The following is a 25,859-nucleotide window of genomic DNA, read 5'->3' on the forward strand; positions in this document are numbered from 1 at the left end:
TTGGCATATAAGAGAAAAAGAGACCCATTTTAGGTCTCTTTTTGTCACTTATGCCGGAAAATTACAGATTCCTCTTTTCTGCTTTTCGATAAAAATGGAATGTCGAAAAGTTTTTCCTTATTGAAAAGATTCTTCTGAAGAGGAAACAGAGTTTTTCCCCTCCGGCGAATCCTTCGTAATGTATAAAAACTGAGTTTGTGGCTTGATTTAGAGAAATTTCCTCTTCTCTTTACAGCTGGTATAATGTAAAAGAATTAGGCGGTAATAGTAGGAGAATAGGCAACTTTCGGATGCTTCCGACAAATAAGGTTGGAAAACGAAAAAAGGCAGCCACTCAACCCGCTGAGGGGAGTGGCTGTCTTTGTAAATATGAAGATGTTTGTTTAGGCCTATGAGTCTAAATTATCAAAAACATGTCTTAAACGATGCCTTTGCCGTGGCAGTTCTTAAACTTCTTGCCGCTACCACATGGACAAGGATCGTTGCGCCCCGGCATCTTGTCTTTCACGATAGGTCGCTGCGGATGTTGAGCACGTGTGTCCTGTCCTGCTGCAGCCTGTTGATCGGGATCAGCCATCGGGTCTTCGCTACCGCGATTGGTAGTATAGTTCTGATTTTCGTGAACATCCTCTTCGGCTTCACGAACCTCTTCGGGGGCTGCTACAGGAATCTGGCAGCGCATCAAAGTGCTAACGCTGTTGTTATTAATGCGGTCCACCATGTCGTCAAAGAGTTTCACACTTTCGAGTTTGAAGACGAGAAGCGGATCTTTCTGCTCGTAGGACGCATTCTGCACAGATTTCTTCAAGTCGTCGAGAGCGCGGAGGTTCTCCTTCCAAGCATCGTCGATGTTGTGAAGTAGAATGGCCTTCTCAAAGTCGCGTGTCACTTCCTTGCTCTCGCTTTCGTAAGCCTGCTTCAGATTTGTGCGGATGTTATAAACGAGGCGTCCGTCGCTGATAGGAATGAGAATGTTCTCATATTGCTCGCCTTGGTTTTCATACACCTGCTTGATGACAGGCATAGCCACTTCGGCCAAGCGGTCTGTACGGCGGCGGAAATTGGCTACTGCTGCTTGGAAAGATTGTTCCTTGAGTTCGTCGCGGTTCTTATTGAGCAGTTCTTCCTCTGTGAAGGGAACTTCCATCGCCATAATGTCGAGGAACTGTTCGCGGCAGCGTTCGTAGTCGTTGCCTGCTCTGTCGATAATGGTAACAATGCGGTCCCAAATCATATTGGAGATATCCATGCCTATGCGCTCTCCCATGAGGGCGTGGCGGCGTTTCTCGTAGATTACAGTACGCTGCTTGTTCATCACATCATCATATTCCAACAAACGCTTACGGATACCGAAGTTGTTTTCTTCCACTCTCTTTTGTGCGCGCTCAATGGAGTTGTTCACCATCTTAGCTTCAATCATCTCACCATCCTTGAAACCGAGTCGGTCCATAACTTTGGCGATACGTTCGCTAGCAAATAGGCGCATAAGTTTATCTTCAAGGCTTACGAAGAATACTGAAGAGCCTGGGTCGCCTTGACGGCCGGCACGACCACGCAACTGGCGATCGACGCGACGACTTTCGTGGCGCTCCGTACCTATGATGGCCAAACCACCAGCTTCTTTTACTTCGTCGGAAAGTTTGATGTCGGTACCACGACCTGCCATGTTTGTGGCGATAGTCACTGCACCCAAGAGGCGTTCTTCTTCGCGAACTTCACCCGGAGTATTGTCGTTGATGCTCTTCTGATATAGTTCGGCACTTTGCTTATCACCAAACGCAGTACCATCGGCAGCAATATAGGACTTGCCCAATGTGCTCTTACCTGCTTGCGCAACAACCTGTGCCTCCTGTTGGTGAAGTTTTGCATTAAGAATCTGATGTGGGATGCGACGCAAGTCAAGCATACGGCCCAAAAGCTCGCTGACCTCAACGCTAGTGGTACCCACGAGCACCGGACGGCCTTGTAGGCGCATCTTTTCGATTTCTTCGATAACGGCCTTATACTTCTCACGCTGCGTGCGGTATACGCGGTCGTTCATATCATTGCGAAGGATGGGGCGGTTTGTTGGAATCTCCACTACATCCAACTTGTAGATGTTCCAGAACTCACCTGCTTCCGTAGATGCAGTACCTGTCATACCGGAGAGCTTGTGGTACATACGGAAATAGTTCTGTAGCGTGATGGTAGCAAAGGTTTGTGTGGCAGCTTCTACTTTCACGTGCTCCTTAGCCTCCACAGCTTGGTGCAGACCATCGCTCCAGCGGCGGCCTTCCATAATACGACCCGTCTGTTCGTCTACGATTTTTACCTGTCCGTCCATAACAACGTATTCTTCGTTGATATTAAACATGGAGTAGGCTTTGAGGAGCTGCAGGAGTGTGTGTACACGGTCGCTCTGGATTGCGTACTCAGCCAGCATCTGGTCTTTCTTGTCAACGCGCTCTTGCTCACTCAGCGTTGTGTCGGCTTCTACTTCCGACATTTCAGAAGTAATGTCGGGGAGGACAAAGAGTTTGTCGTTGTTCACTTCTTTAGCCAACCAAGCACTACCTTTATCCGTCAGGTCGACAGAATTCATCTTTTCATCAACAACAAAGTAAAGCGGCTCGACAGCTTCGGGCATTCGTTTGTTGTTATTCTCCATATAGATTTCTTCCGTCTTGAGCATACCAGCTTTTACGCCCGGTTCGGAGAGGAACTTAATGAGCGGTTTGTTTTTAGGCAGAGCCTTGTGGCTGCGATAGAGAGAGAGGAAACCTTCTTCTGTCTTTCCTTCAGCAATCAGTTTCTTCGCTTCGGCAAGATACTCAGTAGCGAGTTTTCGCTGAACATTCACGAGGCGTTCTACCAGCGGTTGATACTGCTCATACATCTGATCGTCACCCTTAGGCACAGGACCAGAAATAATCAGCGGCGTACGAGCGTCATCAATAAGCACTGAGTCAACCTCATCGACAATCGCGAAGTTATGTCCACGCTGTACGAGATCTGCTGGGCTCATTGCCATGTTATCACGAAGGTAGTCGAAACCAAACTCGTTATTCGTACCAAATGTAATATCAGCCAAGTAAGCCTGACGGCGCGACTGTGAGTTAGGTTCGTGTTTGTCGATGCAGTCAACGCTGAAACCGTGGAACATATATATAGGACCGTTCCATTCAGAGTCACGCTTGGCGAGATAGTCGTTCACAGTCACGACGTGAACCCCGTTACCTGTCAGTGCATTAAGGAAGACGGGCAGCGTAGATACAAGTGTCTTACCTTCACCCGTAGCCATCTCGGCGATTTTACCTTGATGCAGAACAACACCACCAAAGAGCTGAACATCGTAGTGGATCATGTTCCACGTTACCTCATTGCCGCCAGCAACCCAGTGGTTCTTATAGAGAGCTTTCTCTCCTTCAATGGTGACGAAGTCGTGTGTGGTGGCCAGTTCGCGGTCGAAGTCGTTAGCCGTCACCTCTATGATTTCGTTTTCAGTAAAGCGGCGCGCCGTGTCCTTAACAATAGCGAACACTTGGGGCATAACTTCGTTGAGTGCTTCTTCGTAGCGTTCGAGAACATCCTTTTCGAGTTTGTCGATTTGATTGAAAATCGGTTCGCGGTCCTCAATAGGAGTTTCTTCAATCTTTGCTTTGAGCTCGGTTATCTTTTCCTTGATGTCGTCCGCAGAGTGCTGAACTTTTTCTTTCAGTTCTTGCGTCTTAGCTCGAAGGCCATCATTGTCGAGCGCCTCAATCTCAGCGGCGGCGGCCTTAATCTTTTCTACAAGCGGCTGAATCAGCTTCATATCGCGCTGGCTCTTGTCGCCGAATAGCTTTTGGAGGAATTTAATTATATCCATATTTGTATTTTTTTGTTATCAAATGGAGAATAAATAAAGTTGTTGTAATGTTGCGTCACTATATATATAATGAGTGGTAGCAACGAGATGTTTGTCGCCGTTCACCTGCGACAAACGAATTGTAGCCATTATTTGAGCGGCTGTAGCTTGCAACCGTTCGGAGCTCTAATACGAATCGCCTTGCTGAGCGTTGGGGCGATGTAGTCGATGGTTACGGGCGTTGTTACCTCCTCGTGGGTGATGCCGTAACCAAAGAAAATAATAGGAAACGAGATATATGTTGCCCGAACCTGTTGGTTTTTCTGATCGTCAGTATTGGTGTAGCGCCAACCGGGAGCCACCTCAATGAGGATGTCGCCCGAAGTGCGCGCGTTATATCCGTTGCGAATTTTGCTAATACCTGGTGTCCAAGCTCCTTGTATGAGGCGTTGTGAGGTATAAACATCCTTTACGCCGTCAAGTTGCAGTAAGAAATCCTGACAACGTTCTAAAAGTTCGCCAAGATTGATTTGCTTGTTTTCTATGAACTTCCTGTTGAGGTATATCTGCCGTCCGTAGCACGCCTCTACATAGTTTCCTTGTCCATAGACTGCTGCGAGGTACATGTTGAGCAAGGAAGCTGAGCGCTTCATGTCGAATGCCCCCGTCGGCACGTTATATTTGTGTAAATCTTCTTCTTCGTCTTCTTCGGACGTCCCAGTAGACGTTAGAGCTATCAAAGTGTTTTGCAAACCGATATGTCGGTCTATGGCCTGCAAAAGTTCTGCCAGCGAACGGTCAAGACGAACATACGTATCTTGTAGTTCCATCGATGGCTTTCCGCCAGCGTAGAATGTGAGCGATAAGAGATCCGAAATTTCGTCCTGCCCCAACATACTGCCGTTTATAGCCGTTGATGCAAGGCGAGCCACCATTTCGTTCACAAGTCCGCTTGTCGGAAGCTGATTTGCCGTGAGTTTGTGGGCAAAAGGCTTCTTCATTCCTCCCGAGGGGAAGTAGTTGAAATTACCCACCAGTTCGTTGAGCGGCTTCCAAAGCGTTGGCAGCGTTTGATTGTTCTCAGCGCGTACCCATGAAGGCAACGTTCCGAAATATGCTGAAGTAGTCCAGCGTCCAGTCCGTGCATCCATCCATACAGTAGCATCCGTAGAATGGCCGCCCGATAGAATGGCACATTCCTTAAGAGGAGCTATGGAATAGACGAGGGCCCGCCCGTTGGTGGCTATCTTCATTTCGTCGCCTAGTGTGGAGACGCTCAGATATTGCGGACTGTCGTTAGTACCGGTGCAGGACACAGGGCGCAACGTCTTGCGGTCCGTCCAGCGCAAACCTATGATGCCATGATCGGAAGGGGTTGTACCTGTAGAAATAGTTGCTGCTGTTGCAGCGTGGTCGGCCCAAGCCGAAGGATTTTCTGCTTGTGAATAGACTAGTCCTTGTCCGATCAATCGACGGAAGCCATCGGGGCCGTAAAGCGGCATAAAAGCCTGAACGTAATCGCTACGCAATCCATCGACCAGTATGTTCACTACAAGACGCGGGACGGTCGTCCCTGCTGCAGCAGGTTCTGCAGCCGTCAACACCGTTATTGCGGTGAGAAGGGATATGAGGAATCGTCCTTGTTTTGTAGTCATTTGTCAGAAGAAGTGCCAGCAAGCAGCGGTCTGCATCGCCAGCGGATGATAGAAATAAGCCCACGCATTAGCAAACACAATGCCAAAAGCAGCATGGCTGTAGGGATTGTTTGTAGCTGTAGGCCAGCAACAACCAGTGTAAATACGGCTGCAAGTGTCCCATATAAGGGAAGATAATAGTCCTGTAAGCCTCGGTGTTCACGCATTATTTTTATGGGAAGCCAAATAAGAGGAAGCGGATTGAGGACACCTATGAGCCAGTTGCTTCCTACCGCTGGTTGAGCAGAGAAGAAGAACAGCACAAAAACCACCAAACCTGCCAAGCCCTGCACCAGCATTAGCGTGTTATCGAAAAGGCGAAAAACGCGTCCCGTGCGGAGTTCGGTCCAACTAAGTGCTACAGTAGAGCACAAGAGCAGTATAGCCACCATGAGTGGAGTAAAAGGCGTGGCAGAAGGCGCAGCTTGTGGCACGTTTACTACTATCGTTTCATCTTTTAGCAAAGGTATGCTGTTGCCCAAGTTATCTTTTGTGGTGGCTTGCGTAAGCATTTGTTCGGCCAAGAGGGGGAACATCATTCGTGCGTGCTGATTTAGCAGTGTATCCACGTCACATCCCAGAATGAGGTCTTGTCCAAATTCTAACCACGGAGAATCCTGTGTATAGCTATGAATGATATCCCTATAGGTCGTAGATGGTTGCTTATCAGCAGGAAGGGCGAACGGTGCCACTTTTCCTATCATGTCAATAGCCCGTGAGGTGCAATTGTCACGCAGAAAGTTGTAACGATAACTTCTATTCTCAGGCTGTGCGTTGAGCACAAGATTCTGGAAAAGTTCTGCCGTTTGTTGGGAAGAGATATTGAGCTTTTGTTCTCTCACGGGGCGTTGTCGCTCAGTATATTCGGCCGAAAAATCGGGAAAACTTACCACTCCGAGAATATAGTCGGCCTTTCCGAGCGTGAATTCCCAGGTAAAGCGGCCGGCATCTTGGAAAGAAAAAATCCCGTAGTTAAATACCCAGTCGTCGCCCGTTTTTGTGTTTTGAATGCGCAAAGCCGTATGGCCGTAAAGCTCGTAACTCTTCGTGCCTGGAGCACATGTCAGCAAACTGGCTTTGAGCGAGTCAGACTGGGCGGCTAATGGCAACGCGAGCAACCAAGAAATCAATATGTACAAGTATTTGCGCATTCGGCTGCAAAGTTACGAAAACAAACTTAACCAATCCTTTTCGTTTGTAATAAAATCACTCCTATATATAAAATAGAGAAAATATCTGAGGTGTTCTCTTCTCCTTCTTCCCTCTTCGAGGAGATTTCCACCTTCTCCCTTCCGTTTTTTCTTTGTTCGCACAAATCTGCGTAAAGTCTTTCTTAGTACTGCTGTAAATTTATTCTGCTTTACCGTCCAATTGTTTGACAAACGACTTTTTCAATCTAGCGCGAGAAAAAGTACTTCAAAGCTAAACTTAGCAGTGTTGCGCTCTTCTTTTTTCTTAAAATCCAATTCACCGCCTCAAAGAAACCTACATTTTTCTCCTAAAAATCTCTTTTTAGCTTTATTTGGGGTGAAAATACAATAAAGAAGTCAGCTGATTTGCTTATTGTGTCCGCCAATATCCTTATTGTATTTGAAATTTCCCTTATAGGAATTTTAATTCCGCCTATAGAAATTTTATTTTCTCCTTGAGGAATTAGAAATTGCCTTATTGTAGTGGTGTTTCAAAACGGCGTTCTTTTCGGCCGAAGGCGTTTGAGTTGGATTTCAAACGATTCTCAGGCCTATAGAATACGAAGATTTTTGACAAAAATACAAGCTCCAGTTCTTTTCCTTCTCTTCGTCAAGATTTCTCCTTATTTCCCCTTCGAAGAGTGTATAAAAGTTTGTGAAAACATGCCGAAAAGCAGTTTTTTGGCAAAAAGAAAGTTTTTTATCAAAAAAACCTTTGAAAAAATGTAAAGTTTCAAATTTAACGCCTTATATTAGGCAGCGTAATGTTAATCTGACACTAAAAATAACTAATAGTGAGTGTCAGTGGATAGAATTTAGCAGTTTTCGAGTAAGCGAGTTTTGCTCGTTAATCGTACGAAGCTTTTCGTCCGCAGACCTCCACTAACAAAAAAAGATTATGCTATGGATAAAAAAACAATTGTCATTGGCGTTATTGGAGCCGATGTCCATGCCGTAGGCAATAAGATTATTGATTTAACGCTGAAGCAAAAAGGCTTCAATGTGGTAAACCTCGGTGTGATGGTCTCTCAGGAAGAATTTATAGAGGCAGCTGTTGAAACGCAAGCTGATGCTATCATAGTGTCGTCTCTTTATGGACACGGCGAGATCGACTGCATGGGCTTCCGCGAGAAGTGTGATGAGGCCGGTCTTAAAGGATTACCTCTCTTCGTAGGAGGTAACCTCGTGGTGGGTAAGCAAGATTTCAAAGATGTTGAAGCGCGCTTCCGCAAGATGGGCTTCGATTATGTTTATCCTCCCAACACCCCTATAGAATGTACGCTCGTTGATATCCGTAGAGCTGTAGGACTGACAGAACCAGCGGTCGAAATGGCGGAAGATGGGGAAGAAGCCATGAAAAACTCGACCCTACAAGCAGCCACAACTGTTGGAACAACCACTGAAAGTACTCCATTATGAAATATATAGCAGTCGACATAGGCAGTACTTACACGAAAGTGACAGCCATCGATGGCGACTTGCGAAAGATTGTGGGCACGGCGCGCGCCTTCACGACGATAGCCGAAGATGTCACCTTAGGGCTTCAACACGCCCTAAATGTGTTGGGCGATTTCGTATGGGACGATATGCTCGTCTGTAGCAGTGCCGCCGGCGGATTAAAGATGGTGGCGCTCGGCCTTGTTCCCGATCTGACAGCAAAAGCCGCTCGCACTGCCGCCTCTAATGCAGGAGCGAAAGTGATGCAGACGTTTGCCTACGAGATAAGCAAACGTGAGGAGCAAGAAATTTACGATTTGAATCCGGACCTCGTGTTGCTCTGTGGCGGTACGGATGGGGGCAACAAAGAAGTGATAACGGCCAATGCGCGTCGTCTCTGCTCCATTGAGCGCCCTTTCACCACCATCATTGCCGGCAACAAAAGTGCTACCGACGATATTGTCGAAATCTTTGAAGCGGCAGGCAAACCCTATGTGCTGACGGAGAATGTGATGCCCGAGTTCAACCGGCTCAATATTGAGCCTGCGCGAGATGCCATTCGGCAGTTGTTTATCTCTCGCATAGTAGAAGCCAAAGGCCTATCAAAGGTGCAGGCTCTAACATCCCACCAAATTATTCCCACACCGCTTGCCGTGTTGCAAGCCTGCGAGCTACTGAGTCGAGGAACGGAGCAACAAGAAGGTTTGGGCGACTTGATGGCCGTTGATGTGGGAGGTGCTACCACGGATGTCTATTCTATGGCTTCGGGAGAGCCAACGGTGGAAAGTACGCTTACTAAGGGGCTTCCAGAACCTTGGAGTAAGCGCACCGTAGAAGGCGATTTGGGTATGCGTTATAGTCTTCCTCATGTGTTGGAGCAGATGGAAAATCCGTCTGCCGAACTTCGCAGTTGGGTGGAACGTTGTGTGGCCCAGCCCGAAACACTGGCTTTAGCCGATAGCGAAGAAAAGCAAATGGAAGAACTGCTGGGGCGCATGGCCGTCTCTGTGGCCGTTGAACGTCATTGTGGACGGATGGCCGATGTTTATACTCCGCTCGGATTGATGCACACTTTGGAGGGGAAAGACTTAATGAGTGTTCCGCTGATGATAGGCATTGGCGGTGTACTCTTAGGGAGCAGTCATCCAGAAGAGATTCTAAAAGGCAGTGTATATGACCTGTGCCATCCCGAGATAGCTAAACCGCGCCGTCCACGCCTCATGCTCGATGGGCAATATATATTTGCCGCAATGGGCTTGCTCTCCCAAACAAATCCAGAATTGGCTTTCGAACTGATGAAAGCTACATTGAAGGAAGTAGGAAGAGTCTCTCGTTCAGTATAACTAATAATCTTATAATACCAATATGGAAACCAAACTAAAAAACGAAAGAATTCCAGAAGGTGAATTTATGGCCGAGCGACAAGAAGTCTTGGCCCAGTGGCCCACGGGTGGTGGGGTAAATTTCCAAGATGCTGTTGACTACCAGCTTCAGATTCCTCGTGAAAAACGTTTTGGTGAAAAACTCCAAAAGGCCGTTGCCGACAAAGTGACATTGATACAGCCGCGTGCAGGTGTGGCACTCTATCGCGAGCAGATAGAGTTGTTGCAATTTCTTGAGGACAAAGGCGGAGCCGACCTTCTGCCGACTACCATCGACAGTTATACGCGCTTGAATCGCTATAATGAAGTAGAAGTGGGCATTGAGAAAAGTAAAATCTCGGGCCGTTCCATGCTCAATGGTTTCCCTGCTGTTAATTACGGTGTCAATATCTGCCGCATTGTTACTTCTGCGCTCCGCAATCCAGTGCAGGTGCGCCACGGTACGCCCGATGCTCGACTGCTCACCGAAATAACGATGGCGGGTGGTTTCACCTCTTTTGAGGGCGGCGGTATCTCTTATAATATTCCGTACTCCAAGAACCATTCTGTAGCAAAAACTATTCGTCATTGGCAATATACAGACCGTCTTATCGGCATGTATGAGGAAGCTGGCGTTAGCATCAATCGCGAACCCTTTGGCCCTTTGACGGGTACGCTGATTCCGCCGTGTATCAGTAACTCAGTAGCCATTATCGAAGGATTGCTCGCAGCGACCCAAGGCGTGAAGGATTTAACTGTGGGTTATGGCCAGTGCGGCAATTTGATACAAGACGTTGCAGCCATCCGCGCCCTTGACCGAATGGCCAAGAAGTATATGAACAAGTATGGTTTCGACGATACTCGCATTACAACCGTGTTCCACCAATGGATGGGCGGATTCCCCCAAGACGAATCCAAAGCCTTCGGCGTGATCAGTTGGGGAGCTGCTGCTGCCGCTTTGGCAAAGGCCACAAAAGTTATCGTAAAGACCCCACACGAGGCCTATGGCGTGCCGACGAAAGAAGCCAATGCTTCGGGACTTCGCGCAACAAAACAGCTCATTTCAATGCTTCGCGATCAAGATCTCCGCAATATACCTGAAGTTATCAAGGAGTCGGAAATCATTGAAGCCGAAATGAAATGTATCCTTGATAAGGTAGAGGAACTGGGTAAGGGCGATATGGCACTCGGCGCAGTGGCTGGTTTCGAAGCCGGCGTTCTTGATATTCCGTTTGCGCCTAACCGCAACAACGCGGGTAAAGTACTTCCCGCACGCGATGATAAAGGTGCTATACGCATCTTAGAAATGGGGCATCTTCCTTTCTCTCAAGCTCTGAAAGACTTTCATCGAGAACGACTTGAAGAACGTGCGCGCCACGAAGGTCGCCCCGTTAGTTTACAAATGGTGATAGACGATGTTTACGCTATAGAAAAGGGGTTCCTTGTGGGACGTCCCGAAACAGAGAATATAATGATTGGATAGACACTCTGATGAGTTCGCCAATACAAATAACCCAAAACACAACAAAATAATTGATACCACTATGAAAATCAAGAAAGTGATTTGCTCAGCAGGGAAAACAGGTTTTTTCTTTGACGATCAGCGCGCCATCAAAGCTGGAGCACGCAACGATGGCAACTTCTATACGGGCGAGCCTGTTACACCAGGCTTTACCAGTGTTCGCCAAGCTGGCGAATCCATATCTGTTCTCTTTTTGCTCGAAGATGGCCAAATGGCTCATGGCGATTGTGCCGCAGTGCAATACTCTGGTGCAGGCGGCCGCGACCCTCTGTTTTTGGCCAAAGACTTTATACCCGTCATTGAAAAGGAAATAGCCCCGCATTACGAAGGTTTGGAAATCACCTCCTTCCGCGAGTTGGCTAACATAGTAGACAAAATGGTATCTCCCACTACAGGTAAGATTTACCATACCGCCATCCGCTACGGCATTACACAAGCCTGCTTGGATGCAGTGGCCAAGAGTCAGCACAAACTTATGGCAGAAGTTGTGGCCGAAGAGTATGGCACAAAAGTTAGCGAGGAGATGATTCCCATCTTCACTCAGTCGGGTGATGATCGCTACCTCAATGCCGATAAGATGATTATGAAGACAGCTGCCGTACTACCTCACGCGCTTTTCAATCATGTAGAAGACAAAGTGGGCTGGAAAGGTGAGAAAATCCGCGCTTATGTTGAATGGCTTCGCAATAGAGTGATTGAGAAACGACCGCGCCCCGACTATCAACCCGTGTTCCACATAGATGTTTACGGAACGCTCGGAATTGTTTTCGATAATGATTTCAAACGCATTGCCGAGTATATCTCCGAATTGGCAGAAGTGGCAAAACCTTTCAAACTGCGTGTGGAAGGGCCAGTAGATATGGGAGAAAAACAAGCTCAGATAGAAGCATTGGCCGCTATCCGTCGCCACATGGAGGCTATCGGTACTGACGCTGAGATTGTGGCCGATGAATGGTGTAATACCTTTGAGGATGTGCGCGACTTCACAGAAGCTAAAGCTGGCCACATGGCACAAATCAAAACGCCCGACTTGGGAGGTATTAACAACTCTATAGAAGCTGTGCTCTATTGTAAAGAACATGGCATGGGCGCTTATTTGGGTGGTACTTGTAACGAAACAAACCGATCAGCCGAAGTATGTGCCCACATTGCTATGGCTACTCGCCCCGTGCAGTATCTTGCCAAACCAGGAATGGGAGTGGACGAGGGTTATATGATTGTATATAACGAGATGGCTCGCATATTGGCCGTCAGAGCAGCAAAGTAGAAAAGGAGGAATCGTTATGGAAGAATTGAAAGTTTTATCTCCAACGGCCATTCTTGGCTATGGCTTTCCAGAGCAATCCTTCAAGGAAGGAATGCGTCGTCACCCAGATGTCATTGCCTGCGATGCAGGCTCGACAGACCCAGGCCCATACTATTTGGGCGCGGGCTATAGTTTTACAGACAATAATGCAGTGAAACGCGACCTTTCTATTATGATACCTGCCGCTCTGGAGGAGGGAATCCCCCTGATGATTGGTACAGCTGGCGGTTGCGGTGCTCGTCCACACGTAGAGCTTACGGTGAATATTATTCGCGAAATAGCGCGTGAGCAGCATCTCCATTTTAAGATGGCCGTGATTGATGCTGAATTTGAAAAGGACTATATCAAAGCAGAGTTGCGCAAAGGAAACGTTACTCCGCTTGGTCCTGCTCCAGAACTCACCGAAGCGAATGTTGACGAATGTATTCACATTGTGGGACAGATGGGCGAAGAGCCATATATGAAGGCCTTAGAAATGGGAGCACAAGTGATTCTCGCAGGCCGCTCTTACGATCCGTGTGAGTTTTCAGCCCTTGCCATCAGCAAAGGGTTTCCTAAAGCGCTCGCCATCCATATGGGAAAAATCTTGGAGTGTGCAGCTATCACGGCTTTGCCAGGAAGTGGCTCCGACTGTATGTTAGGAACGCTCCGCAAGGATAGTTTTGTGGTAGAACCGCTCAATCCTGAACGTAAATGCACTACGCTCTCCGTTGCTGCTCATTCACTTTATGAGAAAAGTAATCCTTACGAACTGCCCGGCCCTGGAGGTGCTATCGACTTGCATAAGACCACTTTCACGCAGTTGAGCGAAAGCCAAGTGGAAGTCAGAGGTACAGAGTTCGTTCCTACGGAGGACTATTATATTAAACTGGAAGGTGTTCGCCGCGTGGGCTATCGCACTATTTCGCCTGCAGCTACACACGACCCCGTTATGATTAGTCAGATAGATGAGGTGATACGTGGTGTACGCAATAGAGTGGAGGACAATTTCAATATGAAAGATAGTCGGAATACATGGCTCGACTTCAAAGTCTACGGTAAGAAAGGCGTCATGCACATGTTCCCCGAAACGCCCGAATCCTCGTCCGACGAGTTGCTCATAATCATTGAAGCCGTTGCTCCCACGCAGGAGGAGGCCAATACGCTCTGCTCGTTTGCGCGCAGCACGATGTTGCATTACGGCTATGAGGGACGCATCTCCACAGCAGGAAATCTGGCCTTCCCCTTCTCACCGAGCGACTGCCGCATGGGAGAGGTGTTTGAATTCAATGTTTATCACCTATTGCGCGTAGCAGATCCTTGTGAGCCGTTCCCCATACATTTGTTAGAACTATAAGAAAATGAAATCATTGTTCCTTCGTTTTGTCCTCTAAAAGGTATTTCGCAATCGTTATCCGTGGGATGAATGTGGAAAGCTTTACCGTGGGGAAAATCCAGAGGGACATTTGATAAAAAATTATTTGTGAAATCATGAAACTAATAGATATAGCTTCTGTCATTCGAAGCAAAAACTCAGGGCCTTATGAGCTAACATTCGATGTTATTTTTAAGGACTTCGAAACGTATGGGAAAGTGAAAGCTGCACAAGCTGTGAGCAAGGAAAAGTTTTGTGCCCTCTATGGCATTCCTGAAACCGATGTGTTTCACCTTGTTTATTTCGACCCCGCAAAGGCTGTGAAAATAACGATCCGCCGCCCAATCCCCAGTGGAGCTTTGGGAGAAACCGACGTTTATGGAGCACAGCAGCACGCTCCCCTTATGGGGATGGAAATAGAAATCTAACAATTTTTTTCAATAACGATTAGATGAGTTCCGCCGGCACAGACTTTTTGTTTGGTCGGCGGAAATTTGTAAGTTTGCTGCATCCAAAAGAGAATCATTATGAGTAAAAAACTTTTATATGCCCTTATGCTCATGGCTTTTGCCTTAGGGCTGAACAGTTGTAAGGAAAACTATTCCAATGGAGAAAAGGTAGGGAACCTTATAGAGTTCACGCGCAAGGGCGTGATATGGGATAGTTGGGAAGGTCGCCTAAATCTCACACAAACGGGTATGAACACCAGTGGCGCCCCTTTTTCTTTCTCATTCGACAACGACCGTACTGATCAAGACTCCTTGATTCAGCTGCTCTATCAAGCACAAGTTGAGGGGTGGAAAGTGAAACTAAAATACCACGAGGTTTGGGGACTTAAAAATATCTTTACCAATCGCGGCGAGACCGATTATTTCGTGGACGATGTCACTGTGCTTGATAAAGACTTTGCAAATGTTGCCAAGCGTCTTAATGGCGCTGCCCAGCAAGGCCGAGTAGTTGACACAATTTATGTGGTTTTAGATAAAAGTGAACTAAAAAAGCAGAGATAGGAACTACCTAGCGAAAGCTACTCTTAAGCAGCAAATATAGCTGATATTGAAACCTGAAAATATCCTTATTGCGTTTGAAAATACAATAAGGCTATCAGCTGGCATCCTTATTCCGTCAGCTGACATCCTTATTGTATCTGCGGTGACAACAAAGCTAAGTGTGACAACAATTATTGCTGTCTGAATTTTGTTGTCACACTCGTAATGGGATATTCATTAGAATTTTATGAAAGTTTGTGACAACGTGACGATGAAATATCGCTTTTTATAGAGAGTGCATGGTTGTGCTGAAATTATGCCAAGATTAAAATTCCTCTTACTAAAAGGGCTGAATCTTCTTTTAAAAGATTCAGCCTTAATTTTTGATGTTTCTATGAATAGGAGAGCTCTCTTTAATCGGAGCCTGCTTGCAGTAAGTTACATGCTCTCTTTTAAAATGTTTACGACCTCTTCGAAGGTGAGTTTGCGGTAGCCACTATCGAGGATAATCGTTCCTTTGGCAATTCCCTCAAGCATCTCGTTTGTTGCTCCTATCTCGCTGATAGTCAGAGGGAGTCCTATTTCTTTCATCCATGATTTCATTGCCGCAAGTCCTTCTTCCGCCACTTGATGGTCGGTTTTTCCTGAAGGGCAGATGCCCCACACTTCTTCGGCAAAGCGTTTGAAGCGAGAGACGGCAAAGGGGAGTGTGTGTTTATAATAGGGGAGAGAAACTGCAGCTAAAGTAAAACCGTGAGGAGCATGGGTGTAAGCACCAATGGAGTGGCCAAACATGTGAACCATCCAGTCTTGCCGTTTACCGCATCCAATGAGAGTGTTCAACGCCCAAGTAGCAGTCCACATTATGTTGGAGCGAGCTTCATAGTCTTGTAGATCTGCCACAGCCTTGCGACTTGCCACAATCAAACTCTTCAATAATCCTTCAGCAATATAATCTGACGTATTGTCGTCTGTACCAGAGAAATACTGCTCAAGGATATGGCTGAATATGTCGAAGATACCAGCTCTCATCTGCTCATTGGGAACGGTCATGGTGAAACGCGGGTTGAGAATGGCAAAACGCGGTATTAAACGGTCATCGAATACGTGTCCGATTTTTGCGGTATGCTCTGCATCCGTGATGACACTTCCTGCGTTCATTTCACTTCCCGTTCCAGCCATCGTCAGAACACATCCAACGGGCAGAATCTTTTGTTCTTTGGGCGGATTTTGCTGCTGAACAAAAAATGTGTTCCAGTAATCTCCGTCAAAATGGGCTGAAGCCGCCACCGCCTTAGAGTAGTCGGCTACAGAACCACCACCTACCGCAAGAATGAAATCTACTTTCTGATTGCGCGCTATTTGTATGCCCTCGTGCAACTTTTCCAGTGTTGGATTCGACATGACTCCTGCATCTTCCACAATAGTTTTTCCTGCTTTTTTTAGTAATCCTATCACGCTATCATAGATGCCGTTACGTTTTATTGAGCCCCCGCCATACGTGAGCATTACTGTGGGGCCAGTCATCTTAAGCTCTTCGGCGAGGCCATTGAGTGCATCTTCGCCAAAGTAGAGCTTGGTTGGATTGTGATAAGTGAAATTTCCTAACATATCTCTTTTCTGTTTAGATGTGTGCTTATTCCGTGGTTTGTAGATAAACACACCATGTTGTTTGTTATCCTTTTATCGTACTGCAAATCTCTACGAGATATCAACGTGTGGTATTTTAGTAAGATTTTCTTTGATTTCTTCGTCGCTGAGTGAATAGTTTTGCAGATCGCCAGAGATGAAGCTGTCGTAGGAAGGCATATCGATAAGTCCGTGTCCGCTTAGGCAGAAGAGAAGAACTGGTGCTTTCCCTTCTTCGTCGGCTTTTCTTGCCTCTCGGATAGTGGCAGCAATAGCGTGACAGCTCTCAGGTGCGGGAATGATACCTTCCGCTTGTGCAAAAAGTAGACCAGCATTGAAAGCCTCTAATTGAGCAATGTCCACACCGTGCATGTGACCATCTTTGATAAGTTGCGACACCAGCGTTCCTGCACCATGGTAGCGGAGGCCGCCTGCGTGGATATTGGCAGGTTTGAAGTCGTGTCCCAGTGTGTACATGGGCAGAAGAGGCGTATAACCAGCCTCATCACCGAAGTCGTACTCAAATTTTCCACGCGTTAGTTTAGGGCAACTTTCGGGCTCTGCTGCGATGAATTCCGTATTGGGGTGAGTGCCGTCAAATACGTGGCGCATAAAGGGGAAGGCGAGACCTCCAAAGTTGCTCCCACCACCGAAACACGCGATAACTTTGTCGGGATATTCTTCCGCCATTTCCATTTGTTTTTCTGCTTCCAATCCTATGATGGTTTGATGAAGCGTGACATGATTGAGCACACTTCCCAACGTGTATTTGCAACCTGGCGTTGTTGTGGCCAGTTCGATGGCTTCACTAATGGCTGTGCCGAGTGAACCCGTATGGCGAGGGTCGCGCGTAATAATGTTTTTGCCGGCGCGAGTACTCATGGAGGGAGAGCCCTCTACGGTAGCCCCAAAAGTGCGCATAATCATGGAGCGGTAAGGCTTTTGCTGCATAGTGAGTTTCACCTGATAAACGGCAGCTTCCAAGCCATAAAGACGTGCAGCATAGGAGAGAGCTGCGCCCCACTGCCCTGCACCAGTTTCCGTTGTTACATTAGTGTCACCCTCCTGCTTGCAATAGTAGCACTGAGGTATGGCAGAATTGACTTTGTGAGAACCAAGCGGATTGACAGATTCGTTTTTGAAATAGATATGTGCCTTTGTACCGAGAGCTTTCTCAAGGGCGTAAGCACGCACAAGTGGGGTAGAGCGATAGAAGGTGTACTTCTCTTGCACTTCCTCAGGAATGTCAATCCATTTGTGCTCCGTGTCGAGCTCTTGTTTTGCACATTCGTGATTGAAGATACGTGTCAAATCCTCGACAGATAACGGTTTGCGAGTAGCGGGATTGAGAGGAGGCAGAGGCTTGTTGGGCATATCTGCCAATATATTATACCATTGCTTGGGTGAGTCTTGTTCTGCCAAATAAAACTTCTTTTGTTTCATGAAAAGATAAGCGTTTAAGTGTTGTTTCTTTTAGTTTGTGTAAGCACATGTATGCAGTATCTTTAAGACAAAGCAGTTACTATTGATGGCTAATTCTGCACATTATGCTTTTTTATGTTATTTTGGCGACTGTCTAATATGGTTTGGTTCCGCATTTTCCCCTTTGTTCATTGATGCGAATTTCATCGCTGAAAACCCATTCTCCAGGGCGTGGAGCGCGTGCTTGGAGGCGGATGTAGCGTGCTTTTTTTGTTCCTATCCATCTCCAATGAACGTATAGAGGTTTGCTGTTAGGTTCACGCGGTGTTCCTTTTTGGAAAATCTCGCGGAAGTTGCGCCCATTCTTAGAAATAGAGATGCGAAAATCTTCTGGAAGATAAATCCACGCTTCACTATTCTGCAAAAATTCCATGTCAATATTGTGAACTGCTTTAACCTTGCCAAGATCGAGCGTCAAGTCCATGCAATAGGGCTTCTTTATCGTGTCGGCAGGTTGGCAAAAGCCTTGCCAGCGGCCGTCTGTGTGACTCCAACCTCCATAAGTGCCATCTATGAGGGCCTCATTTCCGCCAGCAGGGTAGTATGTACTAAAAGGTCGGTGATAGACTACCTTTATGTCGGCCGCTTGAGAGTTTTTTTGATTTCGACTTTCAGGACGTTCGCCTACTTCTTTGCGTAAATCAAAATAGTGGATGTCTAGACTATCCAGATGGGGGTATTGGCGAATGATGCTTTGTCGGAAATGGCTAATATCACTAATGCGTCCTTTTAGTCCTATTTCAGCGATGGCCAACTCCCGCGGATAGAGCATATACTCTGCATGTTCTGGCGTTTCAATAAATTCTGTCCACAGATTTCCTTGCAGCCCCAGAATGTGGCTACGTTCTTCTGCGCTCAACCCTGTTGCAGGGTCAAAACTAGCAACGTTATTAAACGTATTGTAACCACCTATTCCCGTGGGTTGGAGATAGGGTGCATCTTGATGATAGTCAAAATAGCAATGACTCGTAGGGCTCATGATAACCTTGTTACCTTGACGGATGGCTTGGCGAGCTGCCGCAGCATTTCGCCATACCATGATGGTGGCTCCTGTAAGTGTGGTGTCCTCCAATGCTTCGTCCCACGCAATCATCTCCCTTCCGTTCTGAGTGAGGAAACGCTGTATGCGCCGAATGAGATAGCCTTGTAGTTCGTTCACATGATTAAAGCCCAGTTCTTTCGCCTTTTGCTGGCAACGCGTACATTTCAGCCAAGTATCTCTACTGGCTTCATCGCCTCCGATGTGTATCCAGTGGGATGGAAAGATTTGCATCACTTCTTGCAGAACGTTTTCAAGAAAAGTGTAAGTGGCTTCATTGGATGGACACATATCCGCTTGTGCTCCTTCATTGCCCACGCATTTCAGTTCGGGATAAGTGGCCGTTACTTCCTCACTATGCCCTGGCATCTCAATTTCGGGTACGATGGTGATTCCCTTCTCTTGTGCATAAGCCACTAAAGCGCGTAGTTCGTCCTGCGTATAGTAGCCACCGTAAGCTGCTGAATCGCCTTCGTGCAGATAGCGGTGATCTCCGCCTATCCACCATTTGTGCCAATCTGACTCCGTGCGCCATGCTGCTATCTCCGTGAGGCGTGGATATTTCTTTATCTCAATGCGCCATCCTCCCGCATCGGTAAGGTGCAGGTGTAGACGGTTAATCTTGTGTTCGGCTAAGAAATCAATCTGCTTCCGTAAGAAATCAGTGGTGAAGAAATGACGCGAAAGGTCAAGCATGCAGCCTCGCCACGAATAGGCAGGAGAAACTGCGTTTTCTTTCTCTTGAGCTTGCATAAGAGAGGTGCAAGAAAGAAGAACTCCAACGCACAAAACTCTTGTCACGTTGCGTAGAAATGAAAAAATAGTCATAAATATAAGCTTTAGTATGCCACGAAGTTACTGTTTTTACTTGAAATTCTATGGATGTATAAGATTTATCCGTATCTTCGCCCTATAAAAGAATAGTTATTATGTCCGGAACAATTCAACAAATACAGCGTGCGTTGCGTAAGGCCGCGTCGAAATTTCCCCTTGAGGCGGAGAATTTCCCGATGACAGATATCATTTTGCAAGTGAAGCAAGAAGGTGGGGAACTTTTGATTTTTGATGACAACGATACAGAGCTGACTCGTTGCGTTGTGGAAGAATGGCTTGGCGATACTTCGGAAGATTTCTACGAACGTATTCAACCTGTGCTAAAAGAAGCCATTTTAGATATTAAAGAAGAAATGGATTCTCTGAATGTGCTCAAACCTTATTCTTTTGTACTCTTCGACGACGACATTTCTGCTGTGGCTAATCTCTATCTGGTAGATGATGATTTGATTCAGATAGATGATAATTTGCTGCCAGGACTTGACGAAGATCTTGAATCCTTTTGGGAGACGTTGAGTAAAGAATAAGTTTAGGACTAAAGCCGCGGAATATATAGCCCCTTTCGTTTTTGAAGAATAGGTAGCCCCTCTCTGTTGCTGCAATCTATCTTTTCTTACATTTAGGGCAAATCCCCTTCATCATATAGTTGATACTTTTGATGAAAAAACCTTCGGGCGTTGTTACAAGCGGAATAGGCGTTTCTTCCAAACAATAGGTTTGATGACACTCTTCGCAGTAGAAATGAACGTGCATATCATCATCTCGTCCTGATGTGTCGGAATGGCCGTGACAAAGTTCGTATTTCACGCCATCGCCCCCGTCTTCAAGCACATGAACCAAATGCTGTTGGCGGAATATGGTCAGAGTTCGGAAAATACCAGATTTGTCGATGGATGGAATTTTCTGTACCAAATCTGAGAGCGAGAGCGGGTGGGACGCCTCGGATAGTGCTCTGGCTATGATAAGGCGATTGGCTGTTGGGCGTATTTCGTGTTGAGCGAAGAGTTCTTCTATGTCTATGTGCATGGTTCTACGGCTTTGGCATCAAAGGCCAACTTTTTACTTACGAAGCAAAAGTAAGAAAAAAATCTATCACTTCATTTATTGCATCTTAGGTAACTGAAAGAATGACTACAGAGCGGAAAATCATCCATGTTGATATGGACTGCTTTTTTGCAGCCGTTGAGCAGCGCGACAATCCAGAGTTGCGCGGCAAACCTGTGGCTGTTGGCAATGATGAAGAGCGTAGCGTTGTCACTACTGCCAGTTACGAGGCGCGTAAGTTTGGCGTACATTCTGCCCAATCTGTTCAGGTGGCCAAACGCTTATGTCCGTCACTGATTATTGTTCCGTGCCATTTTGAGAAGTATAGAGCTGTGAATCATCAGTTAAGTGAGATTTTCCATGATTATACGGATCAAGTAGAGTTTTTGAGTATTGATGAGGCTTTCTTGGATGTAACGGAAAATAAAAAAGGGATGGAGCTCGCAGTGGATATTGCGCGCGAAATAAAAAGTCGTATTCACGAAGAACTACAGTTGACGGCTTCGGCAGGTGTGAGTTATTGTAAATTGCTTGCTAAGATAGCCTCGGATTATCGCAAGCCCGACGGACTTTGCACCATTCATCCCGATAAAGCTCTCCGCTTTATCGCTCATTTGCCTGTTACAAAACTTTGGGGCGTAGGGCCTAAAACGGCAGAACGCCTTCATCAGATGGGAATATATACAGGGGAGCAACTGCGCGAATATTCTTTACATAGTCTGATACGTGACTTTGGAAAAATGGGGCAAGTGTTCTATAATTTCGCGCGGGGTATTGATGAACGCCCCGTGGTGACAACGCGTGAGGCCAAATCTGTTGGATGTGAGCGTACTTTTGAAAAAGATTTACATACACAGGCATCTATTATTGTCGAATTATACCACGTCACATTAGAACTTGTGGAGCGCATCAAGAAGCATAAGTTTGAGGGGAGAACTTTGACGTTAAAAGTGAAATATTCTGACTTTACGCAAATCACCCGCAGTTTGACACGACAAGAACCATTGCGCACAAAAAAGCAAATACTCCCATTGGCAAAACAACTATTGTCAAAAACTGACACCTCCCGCCCTATACGCCTACTTGGTCTTTCCGTGTCATCACCGAAGGAAGAAGACATGAAAAAGCTCGAATGGATTCAGTTGGAGTTTGATTTTGGTGATGAAAGCACTTGGTTGGGGGGAGCCTAAATGATGATTTTTGAAACTTGTTTGCAAGAAATTTTATGTTTTTCTCTTGGAGGAGATAACTTGTTGTATATCAGGTCGTAAATATCTTTATTGCGTTTGAAAATACAATAAGGCTGTCAGCTGACAGAATAAGGCTATCAGTTGACGCGCTTATTGTATTTTTGGCGATGATAAGAAGAGTGAAAATGATGAAGAGATGCGCTCTCTTCTGTATTTTGTTTTTTCCGTTGTCACGTTGTTATATCGCCACGCTTGATACTTAAAGTGTTGAAAGAGTTTGTATTATGGTTGTGACAACAGTGTGACAATAACCGATAGCGCAAAAGCTTGTTGTCACACATGAAAGTGTTTCTAAAAATCCGCAACACCTATTGTTGGGTGTTGCGGATAGAGAGTTGAGAGTTATGGAGAATTTTTATAAAAGGTCAAAAACGGGAGAAGGAAAACTGTGAGGAACTGATGATAGTTTCAGCGATTATTTGCACTTTCTCCATGAATTTTTTTGCCTCCTATTCATTGTTTGTCTTCTCAAGAACTTGTGTAAGAATTTCGGGTAGTTCCCAATCACATTCTTTCATTTCTTCAAGTCGTTTTTTGCCTGCTGCCGATAGTGAGAAGTACATTTCGCGTTTGTCAGTCTTTCCCATAACACGCGAGATGAGTTCTTTTTTTTCGACGGCGCAGATAATCTTTGAAGTGTTGGAACATGTCAATCCTAAGGCTTCAGCAATTTCACCCGATGTCAAACTTTTATTCTCGGACAACAGGCAAAGGAGCATTCCTTCGTTGATATTTATGCCATGAAACTTTTGCATTTCTTGTTCCAAAGCTGTGATAGCACGATAGATACTGCGCAAGTGGCAAATACATTTTTTGTCCATGTCTGTTCTTTAAATAAAGAGATTAACATTTGCTTCTTCAGCACGTTGCATATAAGTGGCAACACCGCCTATGCTTACTCCATCGATGAATTCTTCTTTGTCAATTCCCATCATGTCCATCGACATCTGACACGCAATAAACTCAACACCATTAGCGAGTGCTTGATCACGTAGCTCCTCAAGCGAGTTGATGTTTTTCTTGCGCATAATGTGACGAATGAGCCGATCACCAATGCCCAGCATACTCATCTGAGAGAGGTGTAAGCTTTTAGAGCTTTTGGGGAGCATCCACGAAAACATCTTGCCGAAGAAATCTTTTTTCACCTTTGGTTTCTGTTCGCGTTTGAGAACGTTGAGTCCCCAGAAAGTAAAGAAAATAGAAACTTTATGCCCTGTGGCAGCTGCCCCGTTTGCTAAAACAAAGGTGGCAAGAGCTTTGTCGAGGTCGTCGCTGAACATGATCAGCGTTTTGTTTTTGCTATTGCTGGCAGTGTGAGATGTGCATTCTACTGGAGCGTTCTTTTCGATGACCACAGTGTGATAACCTTTTTGGATTGTACTTGTGATGAAGTTGTTTCCTGTTGTTTGACACCACGCCTCGGCATCACGCGAAAATCCAGCGTCTGTAGCTACAACCTCGATGCGTTCGCCAACCTGTGCTTGGTCCATAGCTTTCTTTAGTTTCATGATAGGTCCAGGGCATTGTAGTCCGCAGGCATCTATTTTTAGAGTAGAGATGCAGGGCTTTGTAGTATTTATTTCTGGTTGCTTCTTCGGAGTCGGAGCAATAGAAATAGGTGCAGTGGCAAGGGAGTAAATTTGATACCCACCTGAGAGGTTTCGCACCTTCTCAAAACCATGTCCCTGAAGGATTCGCAGTGCTAAATAACCGCGTAAACCAACAGCGCAGAACACTATGATTTCTTTGTCCTTTGGTAGTTCGTTGATGCGCTCACGCAGCTCATCTAAGGGGATATTTACTGCCCCTTGAATTGTGCCCAGTTTGTATTCGCTTGGAGTTCTGACATCAAGAAGGAATGTCTTATTGAGGTCGAGGCTATCTATCTCTCTCCAATAAATAGCTGGCATTGCACCATTTATAATATTATGAGCCACATAGCCCGCAATGGCTATTGGATCTTTTGCAGAGGAGAAAGGCGGTGCATAAGCCTGCTCCACGCGCATGAGATCTTCCACAGTGCCCCCATTCTTGATGATAAGTGCAATTTGATCAATGCGTTTGTCCACTCCATCATGTCCCACGCATTGTGCACCAAATAATCGTCCAGTCTTGGGGTCGAAAGTCAGTTTGGTTGTTAGGCGGAATGAGCCAGGGTAGTAGCCAGCGTGTGCCGCCGAAATAGTTGTGGAGCTAGCATACGCAATTCCTGCTTGCTTCAATCGCTTTGCGGGCACTCCCGTAGTAGCCACTGTGAGATCGAAAACCTTTGCAATGGCAGTTCCTATGGAGCCTTCGTATTTTTCTACTTTGCCCCTTACCATATTGTCTGCCACAATGCGCGCTTGCCTATTGGCAGGACCTGCCAGATAGTTGAGCCAGTTTTCTCCTGTAATGGGGTGGGGGAATTCGATTGCATCTCCCACAGCAAAGATGTCGGGGATGGATGTTTCTAAATATTCGTCCACTTGAATGCCACGTCCCACGCGGATGCCGGCTTCGGCAGCAAGATGTGTGGAAGGGCGAACTCCGATGGAGAGCAGTACGAGGTCGGCATCTATGTTTTCACCGTTTGCAAGGCAAACACGGATACGATTGTCGATTTGCTCAAAGTGGTCTACGCCTTTTTCAAGATATAGAGCAACGCCCTTATCCGTCAGATGGCGATGAACGTATGATGCAATGGAGAAATCAACTGGCGCCATGACTTGATTAGCCATTTCAACAATGGAAACCTTTGCACCTGCTTCTTGGAGGTTTTCAGCCATTTCCAACCCTATGAAACCTCCGCCTACGACAACTGCTTTCTTCACTTCGTGCTCCTGAAGGTAGCTTTTGATGCGATCGGTGTCTTCCACATTTCGGAGAGTGAAGATTCCTTTAAGGTCAATACCTTTTAGAGGTGGGCGCACAGGGGTGGCACCAGGTGAGAGCAAAAGGCGGTCATAGCTTTCTTCATAGCAAGATCCATCGACCTTGCGCACTGTTACCGTTTTCTTTTCGGGATGAATAGTGATGGCCTCGCTGCAAATGCGTACGTCCACGTTGAATTGTCGTCCGAAAGCTTCGGGAGTTTGAACGAAAAGTTTTTCACGTTGAGCTATTACGCCACCTATATAATAAGGAAGGCCACAATTTGCATACGAAATATGTGGCCCCTTTTCTAAAAGGATAATCTCTGCCTGTTCGTCAATGCGGCGGATGCGGGCCGCAGCAGTTGCTCCGCCCGCTACGCCGCCAATGATGAGGTGTTTCATTTATTTCCTACGTTTTGCGACGAACTTATTTAAGCAGAATGTCGTTAATGGCGCGTTCAAAGTCGCTCTGTCGCATTGCACCTGTTGCCATTTGAGGTTTCTCATTCATCGGGATGAATAAAATGGAGGGAATGGACTGGATGCCGAAGATTGAAGCAAGTTCTTGCTCTTGGTCAACGTCTACTTTGAATACATTGATACGTCCTTCGTACTCTTCCGCAATCTTTTCGAGCACAGGAGCAGTAGCTTTGCAAGGGCCGCACCATGTGGCGTAGAAATCTATAATAGCTGGTTTGTCGCCAAGATATTTCCATTCTTGTGGGTTCGTATCGAAGTCCATGATTTGCTTCTTGAAGTCGAGAGTTGTTAAGTTTTGTACACTCATAGTTCTTTTCTTTTAGTGAATAATTTAGTTCTAAATTTTATTTTCCATCGGAAACTTGTGCAAAGATACATCTAATTTTCTGATAAAACAAATTTCCAAAGGAAAATATTTTAGTGGGGCAAGAAAAGGTTTGAGAAACGTATCGTCTTCTGCGTTTAGTCGATGAATTTATGAGAAGGAACTATGGACTGAATAGGAGATTTGTAGAATACAAAAAACTATCAACAGATAGGGATGGAACCTTCCGTTGATAGTTTTAG

Annotated in this window: 17 protein-coding genes and 3 pseudogenes; 9 read left to right on the top strand and 11 right to left on the bottom strand. The window is 46.1% G+C overall.

Annotated elements, in window-relative coordinates; genetic code table 11:
• Positions 1-418: 418 nt before the first annotated feature.
• The 4 genes and pseudogenes from ACO4R2_RS05405 to ACO4R2_RS05420 all read right to left on the bottom strand — a co-directional run.
• Positions 419-1,690, bottom strand: a pseudogene (locus ACO4R2_RS05405) (preprotein translocase subunit SecA); the annotation flags it as partial.
• 117 nt (positions 1,691-1,807) lie between these two features.
• Positions 1,808-3,847, bottom strand: a pseudogene (locus ACO4R2_RS05410) (preprotein translocase subunit SecA); the annotation flags it as partial.
• A 128-nt stretch (positions 3,848-3,975) separates the two neighbouring features.
• Positions 3,976-5,481, bottom strand: a complete 1,506-nt coding sequence (locus ACO4R2_RS05415; RefSeq protein ID WP_484769474.1) for an alkaline phosphatase family protein — start codon at positions 5,479-5,481, stop codon at positions 3,976-3,978.
• Positions 5,478-6,671 carry an Lnb N-terminal periplasmic domain-containing protein gene (locus tag ACO4R2_RS05420; protein ID WP_484769475.1) on the bottom strand — a complete coding sequence of 398 codons (1,194 nt, stop codon included), beginning with the start codon at positions 6,669-6,671 and terminating at the stop codon, positions 5,478-5,480. The genes ACO4R2_RS05415 and ACO4R2_RS05420 overlap by 4 nt, the downstream gene beginning before the upstream one ends.
• Before the next feature lie 942 nt (positions 6,672-7,613).
• Here ACO4R2_RS05420 and glmS point away from each other — a divergent pair.
• From glmS to ACO4R2_RS05455, 7 genes and pseudogenes are all read left to right on the top strand, one after another.
• Positions 7,614-8,018 (top strand): annotated as a pseudogene (gene glmS, locus ACO4R2_RS05425) (methylaspartate mutase subunit S); the annotation flags it as partial.
• Between the two features lie 107 nt (positions 8,019-8,125).
• Positions 8,126-9,490, top strand: coding sequence for a methylaspartate mutase accessory protein GlmL (gene glmL, locus ACO4R2_RS05430; protein WP_484769476.1), 1,365 nt, complete (start codon positions 8,126-8,128; stop codon positions 9,488-9,490).
• A gap of 22 nt (positions 9,491-9,512) precedes the next feature.
• Entirely contained in the window at positions 9,513-10,991 is a 1,479-nt protein-coding gene (locus tag ACO4R2_RS05435; protein ID WP_484769477.1) for a methylaspartate mutase subunit E, read from the top strand.
• Positions 10,992-11,052: 61 nt separating this feature from the next.
• Complete coding sequence (locus ACO4R2_RS05440; protein ID WP_484769478.1) at positions 11,053-12,297, top strand: methylaspartate ammonia-lyase; 1,245 nt, start codon at positions 11,053-11,055, stop codon at positions 12,295-12,297.
• A gap of 16 nt (positions 12,298-12,313) precedes the next feature.
• Positions 12,314-13,672 carry an acyclic terpene utilization AtuA family protein gene (locus ACO4R2_RS05445; RefSeq protein ID WP_484769479.1) on the top strand — a complete coding sequence of 453 codons (1,359 nt, stop codon included), beginning with the start codon at positions 12,314-12,316 and terminating at the stop codon, positions 13,670-13,672.
• Positions 13,673-13,806: 134 nt separating this feature from the next.
• Complete coding sequence (locus ACO4R2_RS05450) at positions 13,807-14,118, top strand: DUF4387 domain-containing protein (protein ID WP_183695841.1); 312 nt, start codon at positions 13,807-13,809, stop codon at positions 14,116-14,118.
• Positions 14,119-14,217: 99 nt separating this feature from the next.
• A complete protein-coding gene (locus tag ACO4R2_RS05455) occupies positions 14,218-14,700 on the top strand; it encodes a hypothetical protein (RefSeq protein WP_484769480.1) in 483 nt (160 codons plus the stop codon).
• A 417-nt stretch (positions 14,701-15,117) separates the two neighbouring features.
• Here ACO4R2_RS05455 and ACO4R2_RS05460 read toward each other — a convergent pair whose 3' ends face one another.
• From ACO4R2_RS05460 to ACO4R2_RS05470, 3 genes are all read right to left on the bottom strand, one after another.
• The gene (locus ACO4R2_RS05460) at positions 15,118-16,290 is read right to left on the bottom strand and encodes an iron-containing alcohol dehydrogenase (protein ID WP_484769481.1); all 1,173 of its coding nucleotides are present in this window, start codon (positions 16,288-16,290) and stop codon (positions 15,118-15,120) included.
• A gap of 90 nt (positions 16,291-16,380) precedes the next feature.
• Positions 16,381-17,751, bottom strand: coding sequence for a TrpB-like pyridoxal phosphate-dependent enzyme (locus ACO4R2_RS05465; RefSeq protein WP_484769482.1), 1,371 nt, complete (start codon positions 17,749-17,751; stop codon positions 16,381-16,383).
• Between the two features lie 133 nt (positions 17,752-17,884).
• Positions 17,885-19,657, bottom strand: coding sequence for a glycoside hydrolase family 20 protein (locus ACO4R2_RS05470; protein WP_484769483.1), 1,773 nt, complete (start codon positions 19,655-19,657; stop codon positions 17,885-17,887).
• Between the two features lie 101 nt (positions 19,658-19,758).
• Here ACO4R2_RS05470 and ACO4R2_RS05475 point away from each other — a divergent pair, with 101 nt between their 5' ends.
• Positions 19,759-20,190, top strand: a complete 432-nt coding sequence (locus ACO4R2_RS05475; protein WP_484769484.1) for a hypothetical protein — start codon at positions 19,759-19,761, stop codon at positions 20,188-20,190.
• 76 nt (positions 20,191-20,266) lie between these two features.
• Here ACO4R2_RS05475 and ACO4R2_RS05480 read toward each other — a convergent pair whose 3' ends face one another.
• Positions 20,267-20,689: a Fur family transcriptional regulator gene (locus ACO4R2_RS05480; RefSeq protein WP_484769485.1), complete on the bottom strand. Its 423-nt coding sequence runs from the start codon at positions 20,687-20,689 to the stop codon at positions 20,267-20,269.
• 101 nt (positions 20,690-20,790) lie between these two features.
• On the opposite strand from ACO4R2_RS05480, the gene dinB reads away from it, so the two are divergent.
• Complete coding sequence (dinB, locus tag ACO4R2_RS05485; RefSeq protein WP_484769486.1) at positions 20,791-21,897, top strand: DNA polymerase IV; 1,107 nt, start codon at positions 20,791-20,793, stop codon at positions 21,895-21,897.
• Between the two features lie 509 nt (positions 21,898-22,406).
• Here dinB and ACO4R2_RS05490 read toward each other — a convergent pair.
• From ACO4R2_RS05490 to trxA, 3 genes are read right to left on the bottom strand one after another with little or no spacing between them, the layout of a single operon-like run.
• Positions 22,407-22,778 (bottom strand): MarR family winged helix-turn-helix transcriptional regulator, encoded by a 372-nt coding sequence (locus ACO4R2_RS05490; RefSeq protein ID WP_484769487.1) that lies wholly within the window; start codon positions 22,776-22,778, stop codon positions 22,407-22,409.
• Positions 22,779-22,787: 9 nt separating this feature from the next.
• On the bottom strand, positions 22,788-25,214 hold the full coding sequence (locus ACO4R2_RS05495) for an FAD-dependent oxidoreductase (protein ID WP_484769488.1): 2,427 nt from the start codon (positions 25,212-25,214) through the stop codon (positions 22,788-22,790).
• Between the two features lie 25 nt (positions 25,215-25,239).
• The gene (gene trxA, locus ACO4R2_RS05500; RefSeq protein ID WP_315090280.1) at positions 25,240-25,599 is read right to left on the bottom strand and encodes a thioredoxin; all 360 of its coding nucleotides are present in this window, start codon (positions 25,597-25,599) and stop codon (positions 25,240-25,242) included.
• Positions 25,600-25,859: the final 260 nt, after the last annotated feature.

It is taken from the genome of Alloprevotella sp., assembly GCF_057240785.1.

Coding starts and splice junctions, on each gene's coding strand:
- ACO4R2_RS05415 (WP_484769474.1), bottom strand. CDS start 5,481: ATGACTACAAAACAAGGACGATTCCTCATATCCCTTCTCACCGCAATA.
- ACO4R2_RS05420 (WP_484769475.1), bottom strand. CDS start 6,671: ATGCGCAAATACTTGTACATATTGATTTCTTGGTTGCTCGCGTTGCCA.
- glmL (WP_484769476.1), top strand. CDS start 8,126: ATGAAATATATAGCAGTCGACATAGGCAGTACTTACACGAAAGTGACA.
- ACO4R2_RS05435 (WP_484769477.1), top strand. CDS start 9,513: ATGGAAACCAAACTAAAAAACGAAAGAATTCCAGAAGGTGAATTTATG.
- ACO4R2_RS05440 (WP_484769478.1), top strand. CDS start 11,053: ATGAAAATCAAGAAAGTGATTTGCTCAGCAGGGAAAACAGGTTTTTTC.
- ACO4R2_RS05445 (WP_484769479.1), top strand. CDS start 12,314: ATGGAAGAATTGAAAGTTTTATCTCCAACGGCCATTCTTGGCTATGGC.
- ACO4R2_RS05450 (WP_183695841.1), top strand. CDS start 13,807: ATGAAACTAATAGATATAGCTTCTGTCATTCGAAGCAAAAACTCAGGG.
- ACO4R2_RS05455 (WP_484769480.1), top strand. CDS start 14,218: ATGAGTAAAAAACTTTTATATGCCCTTATGCTCATGGCTTTTGCCTTA.
- ACO4R2_RS05460 (WP_484769481.1), bottom strand. CDS start 16,290: ATGTTAGGAAATTTCACTTATCACAATCCAACCAAGCTCTACTTTGGC.
- ACO4R2_RS05465 (WP_484769482.1), bottom strand. CDS start 17,751: ATGAAACAAAAGAAGTTTTATTTGGCAGAACAAGACTCACCCAAGCAA.
- ACO4R2_RS05470 (WP_484769483.1), bottom strand. CDS start 19,657: ATGACTATTTTTTCATTTCTACGCAACGTGACAAGAGTTTTGTGCGTT.
- ACO4R2_RS05475 (WP_484769484.1), top strand. CDS start 19,759: ATGTCCGGAACAATTCAACAAATACAGCGTGCGTTGCGTAAGGCCGCG.
- ACO4R2_RS05480 (WP_484769485.1), bottom strand. CDS start 20,689: ATGCACATAGACATAGAAGAACTCTTCGCTCAACACGAAATACGCCCA.
- dinB (WP_484769486.1), top strand. CDS start 20,791: ATGACTACAGAGCGGAAAATCATCCATGTTGATATGGACTGCTTTTTT.
- ACO4R2_RS05490 (WP_484769487.1), bottom strand. CDS start 22,778: ATGGACAAAAAATGTATTTGCCACTTGCGCAGTATCTATCGTGCTATC.
- ACO4R2_RS05495 (WP_484769488.1), bottom strand. CDS start 25,214: ATGAAACACCTCATCATTGGCGGCGTAGCGGGCGGAGCAACTGCTGCG.
- trxA (WP_315090280.1), bottom strand. CDS start 25,599: ATGAGTGTACAAAACTTAACAACTCTCGACTTCAAGAAGCAAATCATG.